The sequence below is a fragment of the Streptomyces lydicamycinicus genome, from assembly GCF_000829715.2.
Lineage (GTDB): Bacteria > Actinomycetota > Actinomycetes > Streptomycetales > Streptomycetaceae > Streptomyces > Streptomyces lydicamycinicus.
In genome coordinates this window covers 213987-227130 of record NZ_BBNO01000002.1, presented here as the reverse complement: position 1 = coordinate 227130, position 13144 = coordinate 213987, and the positions used below count along the sequence as shown (strand labels likewise).

General features: G+C 70.2%; 10 protein-coding genes. 2 read left to right on the top strand and 8 right to left on the bottom strand.

Annotated elements, in window-relative coordinates; all coding sequences use genetic code 11:
• Positions 1-8 precede the first annotated feature (8 nt).
• Positions 9-1208: a MarP family serine protease gene (locus TU31_RS06355; protein WP_042151732.1), complete on the top strand. Its 1200-nt coding sequence runs from the start codon at positions 9-11 to the stop codon at positions 1206-1208.
• A 122-nt stretch (positions 1209-1330) separates the two neighbouring features.
• On the opposite strand, the gene TU31_RS39560 is transcribed toward TU31_RS06355, so the two are convergent.
• From TU31_RS39560 to TU31_RS06325, 7 genes are all read right to left on the bottom strand, one after another.
• The gene (locus TU31_RS39560) at positions 1331-1528 is read right to left on the bottom strand and encodes a hypothetical protein (RefSeq protein ID WP_078885583.1); all 198 of its coding nucleotides are present in this window, start codon (positions 1526-1528) and stop codon (positions 1331-1333) included.
• Positions 1529-1774: 246 nt separating this feature from the next.
• The gene (locus TU31_RS06350) at positions 1775-2713 is read right to left on the bottom strand and encodes an alpha/beta fold hydrolase (protein ID WP_042150549.1); all 939 of its coding nucleotides are present in this window, start codon (positions 2711-2713) and stop codon (positions 1775-1777) included.
• Positions 2710-3168, bottom strand: a complete 459-nt coding sequence (locus TU31_RS06345; protein ID WP_018089969.1) for a phage holin family protein — start codon at positions 3166-3168, stop codon at positions 2710-2712. The genes TU31_RS06350 and TU31_RS06345 overlap by 4 nt, the downstream gene beginning before the upstream one ends.
• A gap of 44 nt (positions 3169-3212) precedes the next feature.
• The gene (nhaA, locus tag TU31_RS06340) at positions 3213-4607 is read right to left on the bottom strand and encodes a Na+/H+ antiporter NhaA (protein ID WP_042150546.1); all 1395 of its coding nucleotides are present in this window, start codon (positions 4605-4607) and stop codon (positions 3213-3215) included.
• A gap of 375 nt (positions 4608-4982) precedes the next feature.
• Positions 4983-6947, bottom strand: a complete 1965-nt coding sequence (acs, locus tag TU31_RS06335; RefSeq protein WP_042150544.1) for an acetate--CoA ligase — start codon at positions 6945-6947, stop codon at positions 4983-4985.
• A 148-nt stretch (positions 6948-7095) separates the two neighbouring features.
• Entirely contained in the window at positions 7096-9417 is a 2322-nt protein-coding gene (locus TU31_RS06330) for a bifunctional SulP family inorganic anion transporter/carbonic anhydrase (RefSeq protein WP_042150542.1), read from the bottom strand.
• Between the two features lie 406 nt (positions 9418-9823).
• Positions 9824-10810 (bottom strand): ATP-binding protein, encoded by a 987-nt coding sequence (locus TU31_RS06325; protein WP_042150541.1) that lies wholly within the window; start codon positions 10808-10810, stop codon positions 9824-9826.
• 101 nt (positions 10811-10911) lie between these two features.
• Here TU31_RS06325 and TU31_RS06320 point away from each other — a divergent pair, with 101 nt between their 5' ends.
• Positions 10912-11796 carry a Fic family protein gene (locus TU31_RS06320; RefSeq protein WP_042150539.1) on the top strand — a complete coding sequence of 295 codons (885 nt, stop codon included), beginning with the start codon at positions 10912-10914 and terminating at the stop codon, positions 11794-11796.
• A gap of 369 nt (positions 11797-12165) precedes the next feature.
• Here the strand turns inward: TU31_RS06320 and TU31_RS06315 are convergent, their stop codons facing one another.
• Entirely contained in the window at positions 12166-13074 is a 909-nt protein-coding gene (locus tag TU31_RS06315; RefSeq protein WP_042150537.1) for an HAD family hydrolase, read from the bottom strand.
• Positions 13075-13144 lie beyond the last annotated feature (70 nt).

Here is a 13144-nt window from a genome sequence, read left to right as displayed (position 1 = left end):
TGTCCGGCGTGAACGTCCTGGACATTTTGCTGCTGGTCGCGGCCGTGTGGTTCGCCATCATCGGCTATCGGCAAGGCTTTGTCGTCGGCATCCTGTCCGTGATCGGCTTCCTCGGAGGCGGCTTGATCGCGGTCTATCTGCTGCCGGTGATCTGGAACGAGATCACCGGGGAGGCGACCCCCGGCACCTTCGCGGCCATCGCGGCGGTGGCCATCGTGATCGTGTGCGCATCCGTGGGCCAGGCGCTCACCACCCATCTGGGCAACAAACTGCGCCGCCACATCACGTGGTCACCGGCGAGAGCGCTGGACGCCACCGGCGGCGCGCTGGTCAACGTCCTGGCGATGCTGCTGGTCGCCTGGCTGATCGGCTCGGCGCTGGCCGGCACCTCCCTGCCGACGCTCGGCAAGGAGGTCCGTAACTCCAAGGTGCTGCTCGGGGTGTCCCGGGTGCTGCCCCCGCAGGCCGGCACCTGGTTCGCGGACTTCTCCTCGGTCCTCGCCCAGAACGGCTTCCCGCAGGTCTTCACACCGTTCTCCAACGAGCCGATCAACAACGTCCCGGCGCCCGATCCCCAGCTGGCCACCAGCCCGGTCGCGGCGCAGGCCAAGCGCAGCATCGTCAAGGTCGTCGGCACGGCCCCCAGCTGCGGCAAGGTCGTGGAAGGCAGCGGTTTCGTCTTCGGCCGGCACCGTGTGATGACCAACGCCCATGTCGTCGGCGGAGTGCGCGAACCGACCGTCCAGGTAGGCGGCGAGGGCCGTACGTACGACGCCAGGGTCGTGCTCTTCGACTGGCGACGCGATATCGCGGTCCTTGATGTGCCCTCGCTCAAGGCCCCGGCGCTCCAGTTCACCAACGGGGACGCGGAGAGCGGCAACAGCGCCATCGTCGCCGGCTTCCCGGAGAACGGCGGCTATGACGTCCGCGCCGCCCGGGTCCGCGGCCGCGTCCAGGCCAACGGCGCGGACATCTACAAGCGCGGCACGGTCGGCCGCGATGTCTACTCCCTCTACACCACGGTCCGGCAGGGCAACTCCGGCGGCCCGCTGCTCACCCCGCAGGGCAAGGTCTACGGTGTCGTCTTCGCGAAGTCGCGGGACGACTCGCGCACCGGCTATGCGCTGACCGCCGACGAGGTCCGTGAGGACGTCATCAGGGGGCGCAAGGCCCAGCAGCAGGTCGACAGCCAGGGCTGCGCGATCTAGGGCCACTCCGGTGGGCGGGTCTTGGGCCCGGCCACCGGACAGGCCCTGGCGGTCCGGAGGATCACTGCTGCCCGCCGACGTCCGGTGCGGGAAGTCCCGCGCCCCGTCGGCGGGCCGAGGAGTCAGGTGCGGGGATGGCGTAGTCGCGCGCTCATCCAGCGCGCTCTGCGGCGCAGGATGCGCGGAATCCCCATCGGGTGCGCCGGGTCGGGGGATGCGTCGGACCTGAGGTCCGGGGTTCCCCTTTCCTGAGTACCCACGGAAACGGTACTGCTGCGGCGGTTGCGTGCCACGTCACGGTAGTCGTGCGTCCAGCCCATACCCTCGACTCTGCCCGTGGCCCAAGGTCCGTAACCGCCCCGGGGACCGCCAATTGGCCTATGCGCCGGGCAAGTGGCTGTTCGTCATACGCACGTTCGAGCCCGTTGTGCGGCTGCTCCGCCGAGCGGTACGGAAAGCCCGCTCAGCGGTCCGCGGAGGGCAGGGACGAACCGGTTCACGCGGTGAGTCAACAGTCCGCCCCGGGGGCACCGTTGCTCCCTGCCCGGCCCCGGGACGGCGGCCCGTCACCGGTCCGGTTCCGGGTCCTTCAGCCAGTTGATCAGCTCCGTGGAGAACGCCACCGGGTCCTCCTCGTGCGGGAAGTGCCCCAGACCGTCGAAGAGCCGCCAGCGGTACGGCGCCTCGACGTACTCGCCGGAGCCGGCCGCGCTGCGGGTGCGCATCACCGGGTCGAGCGAGCCGTGCAGATGCAGCGTCGGGACCCGTACGGGCATCTTCATCCGGCGGTTGAACTGGAGACCGTCGGGGCGGGCCATCGAGCGCACCATCCAGCGGTACGGCTCGATCGAGCAGTGCGCCGTCGAGGGGATGCTCATCGCCCGTCGGTAGACCGCCAGCGCGTCGTCGTCCGGCAGCCGGGGGCCGGACCAGTCGCGGATCATCCGGCCCACCAGCGCCGCGTCGTCCGCCGTCAGGGCGCGCTCCGGCAGCCAGGGGCGCTGGAAGTTCCAGATGTGCGAACTCCGGGCGCTCTGCCGGACATCGGAGAGCATCGCCGAGCGCCAGCGTCGCGGATGCGGCATGGAGGACACCGCCAGCCGGCGCACCAGCTTGGGCCGCATCACCGCCGCCGTCCAGGCGAGATAGCCGCCCAGATCGTGGCCGACGAGCGCGGCGTCCGGCTCTCCCAGGGACCGTATGACGCCGGTGATGTCCAGAGCGAGGTTCGCCGGGTCGTAGCCGCGCGGGGTGCGGTCGCTGCCGCCGACGCCCCGCAGATCCATCGCGACCGCCCGGAAGCCCGCCTCGGCGAGCGCCGGCATCTGGTGCCGCCAGGTCCACCAGAACTGTGGAAAGCCGTGCAGCAGCAGCACCAGGGGGCCGTCGCCCATCTCCGCGATGTGGAAGCGGGCGCCGTTGGCCGCGACGTCGCGGTGCGACACCTCGTCCCCGCTGGGGAGGTCGATCCGTACGACCGAGGCGGTGCTGTCAGGGGCTGTCATACCGATGAGCGTGTCACAGACTCCAGCACCGGGTGCTCCACGGGCGCCACCCGCGGGTGCGGCTTGGCCTTCTGGAGTACGGCCGCGGTCTCCTTGGCGGAGTTGATCGACTTCTCCGGCTTCTTGATCTTCTTCATCTTGGCCATCGCGATGAGGGCCAGCAGTCCGGCGAGGACCAGGAAGGCGCCCCCGACGATCAGGAAGGACCAGGCGAGCCCGAGGCCGAGGTTGTGGATGCCGTACGCCGCCGCGAAGCTCAGCACCGGCAGCGCGAACAGCGCCAGTGCGCCGGCCACCATGAACGCGGCACTGCCGATGCCCGCGCGCTTGGCGTCCTGCCGGAACTCCGCCTTGGCCAGCGCGATCTCGTCGTGCACCAGCGCGGACATTTCGGCCGTGGCCGTGGCCACCAGCTGTCCGAGGCTGCGGTCCGTGCCGTCGTGCACTGCGCTCATCGCCGTCTCCCTCATCTCTTCACCCGGATGCAAAGCCTCTCAGATCATGCCGGACCATCGTCTCCGGCATGCGAGTCGGAGGCCACTTCGGCCAGTCGCCGGTGCTCAGCGGCCTTGGCTTCGTGGATCGCTGCCATCCGCAGGTGGTACTCCGGCTTGTCGAGTTCGTAGATGTCGGGGATGCCGTCCTGGTCCTCGTCCCGCTCCTCGTCCTCGCACAGCTTCTTGTACTTGGTGTTGCGGACCTTGAGGAGGATGCCGGCGAGGACGGCCGCCAGCAGCGAGCCGATCAGCACCGACGCCTTGATCTCATCGGTCAGCACCAGGTCTCCGGCGAAGGCGAGTTCGCCGATGAGCAGGGAGACCGTGAAGCCGATGCCCGCCAGAGAGGCGACGGCGAAGACATCCGGCCACTTGAGGTCGGGGTTGAGCTGGGCCCGGGTGAAGCGGGCGGTGCACCACGTGCCGCCGAAGATGCCGAGCGCCTTGCCCACCACCAGGCCGAGCACGACCCCGAGCGTCTCCGGCCGGGTGAACACCTCGTGGACCGCACCGCCGGATAGGGACACGCCCGCGGAGAACAGGGCGAACAGCGGCACGGCGAAGCCGGCCGAGAGCGGGCGGACCAGATGCTCGATGTGTTCGCCCGGGGACTGCGTCTCGCCGTCGCGCCGGGTGCAGCGCAGCATCAGGCCCATGGCGACGCCGGCGATGGTGGCGTGCACCCCGCTGTTCTCCATCAGGCCCCAGATGACCAAGGCGAGCGGGACGTAGACGTACCAGCCGCGGACGCCCTTGCGCAGCAGCAGATAGAAGATCACCAGGCCGGCGACGGCAAGGCCGAGCGCCAGAAAGTCGATCTTCGAGGTGAAGAAGATCGCGATGATCAGGATCGCGAAGAGGTCGTCGACGACGGCGAGGGTGAGCAGGAAGGCGCGCAGCGCGGCGGGCAGGGACGTGCCGATCACGGCGAGTACGGCGAGCGCGAAGGCGATGTCGGTGGCGGTGGGGACCGCCCAGCCCTGGAGCGAGCCGCCGCCGATGCTGTTGACCGCGAAGTAGACGACCGCCGGCATCGCCATCCCGCAGAGCGCGGCGACCACGGGGAGTGCGGCCGCCTTGGGGTCACGGAGCTCACCGGCGACCAGTTCGCGCTTGAGCTCGATACCGGCGACGAAGAAGAAGACCGCGAGCAGCCCGTTGGCGGCCCAGTGCTGGAGGGACAGGTCCAGACCCAGCGCGGCCGGTCCCAGGTGGAAACCGCGGACCGTCTCGTAGCTCTTGCCGAGGGTGTTTGCCCAGATCAGAGCGGCTACGGCGGCGGCGAGGAGGAGGATGCCGCCGACGGTTTCGGCGCGTAGCGCCTCCGCGATGAAGTTCCGCTCGGGCAGGGACATCCGCCCCAGGAAGGGGGTGCGGCGGTTCCGGGGGGCGCTCATGCGCGGGCCTCGCCGCGCTCGGCGGGACGGTGGGCGCGCGGCGCACACTTCTTGATCGTTTGATTGCTTCGCGCGCTCACTGGGGGACCTCCGGCTTTCGGCAGCTGTGTACGGCTGTTGCAGTTGCCGACCAGACTTCCCGGCGCACCCAGAGTTTTAGCGTGTCATTGACGCGTGTCCCACTGTACCGGGCGGGCGCGAGCGGCTATCCGGTGGTCTCACACTACGGTCAATTCGGGCGCCGGGCCGCCGGAGGGACGGGGCACCGTCGGGGTGCTCCTCGCCGCGATGCCGCCGGGAAGGCGGGCGGCCGGGCTCAAGGCAAGGGGGCATCCGGCCGCGTCGGCCGGATGCCCCCTCCGTGCGCCGTCGCGCTCAGTCCTCGCTGGCCGCGCTCGGCAGCTTCGCCTGGATCAGGTCCATGACCGAGGAGTCGGTGAGGGTGGTGACATCACCGAGGTCACGGTTCTCGGCGACATCGCGCAGCAGCCGCCGCATGATCTTGCCGGACCGGGTCTTGGGCAGCTCCGCGACCGGCAGGATCCGCTTGGGCTTGGCGATCGGGCCGAGCTGCTGGGCGACATGGGCGCGCAGCTCCTCGACCAGGCCCTCGTCCTCCGCCGCACCACCGCGCAGGATGACGAAGGCGCAGATGGCCTGGGTGGTCTGCGGGTCGGCGGCGCCGACGACCGCGGCCTCGGCCACCTTCGGATGCGAGACCAGCGCCGACTCCACCTCGGTGGTGGAGATGTTGTGGCCGGACACCAGCATCACATCGTCCACCCGGCCGAGCAGCCAGATGTCGCCGTCGTCGTCCTTCTTGGCACCGTCACCGGCGAAGTACTTGCCCTCGAAGCGCGACCAGTACGTGTCGAGATAGCGCTGGTCGTCGCCCCAGATCGTGCGGAGCATGGCCGGCCAGGGCTCGGTCAGGACGAGGTAGCCGCCGGCGCCGTCGGGGACCTCGCGCGCGTCGTCGTCCACGACCGTCGCGGCGATACCGGGCAGTGCCACCTGAGCCGAACCGGGCTTGGTCGCCGTGACGCCCGGCAGCGGGCTCAGCATCATCCCGCCGGTCTCGGTCTGCCACCAGGTGTCGACGATCGGTGTCTTGTCGGCCCCGATGTGCTTGCGGTACCACATCCACGCCTCGGGGTTGATGGGCTCGCCCACCGACCCGAGTACGCGCAGCGACGACAGATCGAACTTCGCGGGGATGTCGTCGCCCCACTTCATGCAGGCGCGGATCGCGGTCGGCGCGGTGTAGAGGATCGTCACGCCGTACTTCTGCACGATCTCCCACCAGCGGCCCTGGTGCGGGGAGTCGGGCGTGCCCTCGTAGAGCACCTCGGTCGCGCCGTTGGAGAGCGGGCCGTAGGTGATGTACGAGTGGCCGGTCACCCAGCCGACGTCGGCGGTGCACCAGAAGACGTCGGTCTCCGGCTTGAGATCGAAGACGGCGTGGTGGGTGTACGACACCTGGGTGAGGTAGCCGCCGGTGGTGTGCAGGATGCCCTTGGGCTTACCCGTCGTGCCGGAGGTGTAGAGGATGAACAGCGGGTGCTCGGCGTCGAAGGCCTCGGGCGTGTGCTGGTCGCTCTGCCGGTCGACGATCTCGTGCCACCACACATCGCGGCCCTCGTGCCAGTCGACGTCCTCCTGGCCGGTGCGGCGTACGACGAGGACGCTGCGGACGTTCTCCGTGCCGGGCTTGGTCAGTGCGGCGTCGACGGCGGGCTTGAGGGCGGATGGCTTGCCGCGGCGGTAACCACCGTCGGCGGTGATCACCACACGGGCGTCCGCGTCGTTGATGCGGGTCGCCAGGGCGTCCGCGGAGAAGCCGCCGAAGACGACCGAGTGCGGAGCACCCAGGCGCGCACAGGCCAGCATGGCGATGACCGCCTCCGGGATCATCGGCAGGTAGATGGCGACCCGGTCGCCGCTGCGCACGCCCAGCTCGGTCAGCGCGTGGGCGGCCTTGGAGACCTCGCGCTGGAGCTCGGCGTAGGTGATCGCGCGGGTGTCGCCGGGTTCGCCCTCGAAGTGGATGGCGACCCGGTCACCCAGGCCGTTCTCCACATGCCGGTCCACACAGTTGTACGCGACGTTCAGCTTGCCGTCGGCGAACCACTTCGCGAAGGGTGCGTTGGACCAGTCGAGGGTCTGGGTGGGCGCGGTCTCCCAGGACAGGCGTTCGGCCTGCTCGGCCCAGAAGCCCAGCCGGTCTGCCGCGGCCTGCTCATACGCGGCAGCCGTGACGTTGGCGTTCGCGGCCAGATCGGCGGGCGGCGGGAACCGCCGCTCCTCCTTGAGCAGGTTGGCCAGGCTTTCGTTGCTCACAACATCTCCCATTCCCAGGGCGTCCGATGTGTCCCCAGGTCATAGCTCATCAGCCCGCGCCCGGCCCTGACAAGGGCTGTGGACAATTATTGGTGTAGACCTTTCGTTCAGGGTGTGTTCAGGGGCTGTTGAGGAGACGCCGCGCAGGTCAGACCGTGACCGGCGCAGGTTCGCCGCGCACCGCGCAGAACCGCCCGGCGGACTCGTCGAGCACATATGCCTGGGCCTCGCCGACATGGAAATACATGCCGTGCAAGGTCAGTGTGCCCTCGGCCGCCCGGCGGGCCACACACGGGTGGGCCCGGAGATGGTCGAGCTGTTGCATGACGTTGACGAGCGCCAGCCGTTCCTGGTCATCACTCACCGGCCGCCCGCTGAGGGCGACTTCACCCCGGCCCAGCCGTCCGATGCGCTGCATACGGGCCAGGCTCGGCCGGCCGTGCCGCAGCCAGCGGGAGAGCGGGGTCGGCTCGGCGTCTTCCGGTGCGGCGGCGCCCAGCAGCGCCCCCATGGCACCGCACCCCGAATGGCCGCAGACCGTGATCGAGCCGACCCGCAGCACCTCCACCGCGTACTCGATCGCCGCGCCCACGGAGTCGCAGGAGGAGTCCGAGCCGGGCGGCGGCACCAGATTGCCGACATTGCGCACGGTGAACAGATCGCCTGGCCCGCTGGACGTGATCATGCTCGTGACCAGCCGGGAGTCGGCACAGGTCAGAAACAGCTGGGTCGGCCGCTGACCCTCACGCGCCAGCCGGGACAACTCCTCGCGCACCAGCGGAGCCGTATGGCGCTGGAATGCGGAGACCCCGCCCAGTAGTTGGCTGCCGCTGCTCTCCGGCACCGCCGCCGGGTCCGGGGCGGGCCGGGTGCAGTGATGATTCCGCCAGGGCGTCCACGGCCGGCAGGAGTGCGCACCGGCCTGCGCGGCGAGCGGTCGGCCCGAGCGGCCACCGAGCGTCACCCGGCCGCCGTGCGCCCGGTGGGTGGCCGACCATGACTGAAGCGCCTCGTAGGCGGCGTGGTCCATGAACGAACCGCACAGCTCGACGACGACATCGGTGTGCGCCGGCACCTGCGCCAGCGCCCGGCTCAGCCGCGGCACCGCCAGGAACGTCAACTGCCCGCTGACCCGCACCCGGTGGCCGTCCGCCTCCTCCGTGACCGTGACACGGGTGTGCGTCAGCCGGCGCAGCGCCAGGAAGACCGCGACCGCGATGCCCGTCGCCACTCCCTGGAGCACCCCGAAGAGAACGACGCCGCCCAACGTGGCCGCATACACCGGGAATTCGCGGTGCCGCTGGACATGCCGGATGTGCGCGAAGCTCACCATCCGTACGCCGACGACCATCACCAGCGCGGCGAGCGCGGCCAGCGGAATCAGCTCCAGCGCCGTGGCCAGCAGGCCCGCGCACAGCAGCACCCATACGCCGTGCAGCACGGTGGCGCGGCGGCTGACCGCGCCGGCCCGCACATTGGCCGAGCCGCGGATCGCGCCCCCGGAGATCGGCAGCCCGCCCAACAGCCCGGAGACCGTATTGGCCACGCCCTGGCCGGCCAGCTCACGGTTGAGCTGCGCGCGCCCGGTGGGCGCGCCCGGACGGTCGGCCGCCAGCCGGTCCACGGCCACCGCCGACAGCAGTGACTCCATGCTGGCGACGAGGGTGACGGTGAGCACCGCGGCGGCAAGGGCCGGAAGGGAGTCGTCCGGAAGCACCGGCAGCTCGGGCATCCGCCAGGACGGCAGCTCCACCCGCGCCACCTCCGTCCCCGCGCTGACGGCCGTCGCGGCGAGCACGGCGGCCAGCGGGGCGGGCAGCACCCGCGCCCAGCGCCCGGCGCGGCCCGGCAGCCGTCCCCAGCCGAGGAGCACGGCGACGGTGACGGCGCCGATCAGCAGCGCGACGGCGTGGGGGTGCGCCAACTGGCCCGGCAGTGCGGCGGCGTTGTCGAGCGCCGAGCTGTCCGGACTGCCGCCGAGCACCACATGGAGCTGGCCGAGGGCGATGGTGGCCCCGATGCCGGCCAGCATGCCGTGCACGATCGCCGGGCTGATGGCCAGCGCCGCGCGGGCCACCCGCAGGGCGCCCAGGGCGAGTTGGGTGAGGCCGGCCAGGATCGTGAGGGCGCAGGTGGCGCGCCAGCCGTAGCGCTGGACCAGATCGGCGGTGACCACCAGGAGGCCGGTTGCCGCCCCGCTCACCTGGAGCGGGGCGCCCCCGAGGAGCCCGGCGACGATGCCGCCGACGACCGCGGAGACCAGCCCGGCCTGGAGCGGGGCGCCGGTGGCCAGGGCGAGGCCGAGGGACAGCGGGACGGCGAGCAGGAAGACGACGATCGAGGCGGAAAGGTCCCGGCGGGCGGCCCGGCCCCTCTCCACAGGGGAGCCGGGCTCGGACGGCGTACGGGGCTCGGGAGGGATCTCGGTGCGGTGCGATGTGCGCGGCGGCTGCTTCTCGGTCTGCGACATTCCCGTCTCCTCCGGGGCGACGCGGTCGCGCGGGGCGCGATCGTGGGGCGGCGGTGTACTGCGGCGGGACGTGAGCCGACCGGCGGGCATCAATATCGGGTGATGGTCCGGTGACTCTCAAGCATCGGTAAATGAACCGTAATGAGAGGTAAAGGTAGGGAGAAGCTTTTGCGGTCATTCGCCGCAATGCATCCCTCTATCCGGTGAATATGGTGACTTCCGCCTTGTGGTTTTCCGTCCTTTTCTTGGCGCGTGAAGGTGGTGCGCGGTGAGTCCGGTCCCTCACCGGGATGGCGCTCACCGGCGCTGCGCATGACGTCGCCGGCCGCGGAGTCGCGACGCGGAGCGGGCTGCCGCCCGGGCACACCGGCCGGGCCGGTGGCGCCCGCCCGCGTCGTCCGGCAGGTCAGGCGGGCTGAGGGGTGGCTGCTCCCTCGGAGAGCACGAAGGCGGGGTCGACCTGCGCGGCGAGATCGACTCCGGTCTTCGCATTGCCCCAGCTCTCCGCGTTCTTCAGGTGGAAGTGCACCATCTGCCGGGTGTAGCGCTCCCAGTCGCGGCGTCCGTAGGCGGCGTCGGCAGTGTGGTGCAGCGTTTCCAGGGCGTGCCGGTTGGCCTCCTCCAGCTGGGCGAAGCGGGCCGGGCGGCCCTTCTCCATGGCGCGCACCCAGTCCGAGTGGCCGACGGCGACCAGCAGATCGTCGCCGGTCTCGTCGCGCAGGAACGCCAGGTCCTCCGGGCCCTGCACCTTGTTGCCCACGACCTTCAAGGGGACGCCGAAGTCCCGTGCGTATTCCTTGTACTGGCGGTAGACGGCGACGCCCTTACGGGTCGGCTCGGCGACCAGGAAGGTCATGTCGAAGCGGGTGAACATCCCGGAGGCGAAGGAATCGGAACCGGCCGTCATGTCGACGACGACATACTCCTCCCGGCCGTCCACGAGGTGGTTCAGGCACAGCTCCACGGCGCCGACCTTGGAGTGGTAACAGGCCACGCCGAGATCGGACTCGGTGAACGGGCCGGTCGCCATCAGCCGCACGGCACCGGCGTCGAGCTCCACCGTCCGGACGCAAGCGTCGTAGACGGGGTTGTCCTCGCCGACCCGCAGGAGTCGCGAGCCCTCGCCGGGAGGGGTGGTCTTGATCATTGACTCGGCGGACGGGATCCGGGGATTGCTGCCCCGCAAGTAGTCCTTGATCAGTGGCAACTGGGCACCCATCGCGGGAAGCGCGGAGGCCTCCGCCTCGTCGAGGCCGAGGGCAGCGCCCAGATGCTGGTTGATGTCGGCATCCACGGCGATCACGGGGACCCGGGAGGCGGCGAGATGCCGGATGAACAGGGAGGACAGGGTGGTTTTGCCGCTGCCGCCCTTGCCTACGAAAGCGATCTTCATGTTCACCAAGGGTAATCTTGATCTCGCTCAGGGTGAGAGGGCTGCGTGAGGAAGACCACTCCTTCGAGGGGTCCGGCCTGGTGGTGCGTAGGGTCGTACCCATGGCTGGAATCTCCCGGGGGACGCCCCCCGAACCCCCGCAGGCGAGCGCCGACCCGCTCGTGACCCTGGCCTCGCTTCCGGGAGTCGCCGACTCCGTGGACTCCGTACGCAAGGGCGTCGACCGGGTCTACGGGCATCGGGTCATGCGACGCCGCAGCAACGAGGTGACGTCCGAGGCGGCGCTTCGCGGAGCGCGTGGTTCCGCGGCTCTTTCAGGGGCCGACTGGGCACTCGAAGAGGTCCGGCGCCGCACCGACTTCGGCGTCGAGGGCGAGCCGCGCACGGTCGGCGCGGCCCTGCGGCTGACCGCGGAGGCCGGGCAGCTGCTCAGCGTGTGGCGGCAGTCGCCGCTGCGGGTGCTGGCGCGGCTCCATCTGGTGGCCGCGTCCGGCGGGGGGCGAAGCGCCGATGAGGCCGGCCGGGCGGCCGACGAGACGGTGGGGCGGCCCCGGCTGGGCAAGGAGCCGGTGGACGAACCGCTCATCGAGCTGCCGCTGCCGGATGCCGACGAGGTCGCCGGTCGGCTGGACGGGCTGGCGCGGCTGCTGCTCGCGGGCAGTGAGGCGCCGGCGCTGGTCACCGCGGCGGTGGTGCACGGTGAGCTGCTCGCCCTGCGGCCGTTCGCCACGTGCAACGGGCTGGTCGCGCGGGCCGCGGAGCGGATCGTGCTGATCGGCAGCGGACTGGACCCGAAGTCCATCTGCCCCGCCGAGGTCGGGCACGCCGAACTGGGGCGCGCGGCGTATGTCGCGGCCCTGGAGGGCTATGTCTCGGGTACCCCGGAGGGCGTCGCGGCGTGGATCGCGCACTGTGGACGCGCCGTGGAACTCGGCGTACGGGAGAGCACCGCCGTCTGTGAGGCGCTCCAGCGCGGCGCGGCATAACGGGCGGCGGGACGAAACCCTTTGGGTGGCGCTCGAAGAATTCCGGAAGGATTGCTTCATTCGCCCCTGAACAAGGGTTGCGGCGGTACCAATCGGTGGTACCGCCGCTGGCATGTCTGCCGGGTTACCAAGCGTGCTCGAATATTTGCCCATCAGGCCGGAATCTTTGTCCGGTTGCCTGGTGCGGCTGGCCCGTAATCGACGGGTCGGCGTCGCGTGGGTGCCCGACATTCATGCATCGGTCCGTGGGCCACTTCCTGCGTTAAAGGTGTTCCTCTCGGATGTCCTTGGTCTCGCGGGCCGTTAAGTCCTTTGTACTCCTCGGGCGAGGGAAGCGGAACCCCGTGCCTCAGATCTTTACGTTTGACTTCAAACGCGGGCATTACGGGCGATGCGGCCGCTCCGGCCAATAAGGCCGAGGCGTGGCTTTGTGGTTTTCCGTCGGCTCGCGTACCAGACCAGCGTCGCCGTCGCCATGGCCGCTCCCACCGCGGCCATCGCGGCGAGCACCGGTCGCGAGGGCATCGACAGCGTCGGCAGCCGCTGCTTGAGCGGGACCGGCCGACTGAAGGAGAGAACCGGCCAACCCCGCGCGACCGCCTCGCGGCGCAGCGCCCGGTCCGGGTTGACGGCGAAGGGGTGGCCGACCGCCGAGAGCATCGGGACATCGGTGGCCGAATCGCTGTAGGCGTAGCAGCGCTCGAGGTCGTAGCCCTCGGACGCGGCGAGTTCCCGTACGGCCTCTTCCTTGGTCGGGCCATAGGCGTAGTACTCCACCTCGCCGGTGAAGCGGCCGTCCTCGCCGACGACCATGCGGGTGGCCACCACCCGGTCCGCGCCCAGGAGTTCACCGATCGGTTCGACGACCTCGGCACCGGAGGTGGAGACGATCACGACGTCCCGCCCCGCGGCATGATGTTCCTCGATGAGCGAGGCCGCCTCGTCATAAATGATGGGGTCGATGAGATCGTGCAGCGTCTCGGCGACGATCTCCCGCACCTGGGCCACGTCCCAGCCGCGGCACAGTGAGGAGAGGTATTCCCGCATCCGCTCCATCTGATCGTGGTCGGCGCCGCCCGCCAGGAACACGAACTGGGCGTACGCGGTGCGCAGTACGGCCCGCCGATTGATCAGGCCGCCTTGGTAGAACGACTTGCTGAAGGTCAGCGTGCTTGACTTAGCAATGACGGTCTTGTCCAAGTCGAAGAACGCGGCAGTACGGGGAGTCGAGTGAGGCACGGAGTGGTTTTCCACGGGGCGAGCATAGGCGCCCACCATTCGGCGTAAGGTGTGGCGCGTGGGTTTGCCTGAGAAGCCTCTCGGGTACACCATGGAAGTCACGGATCGT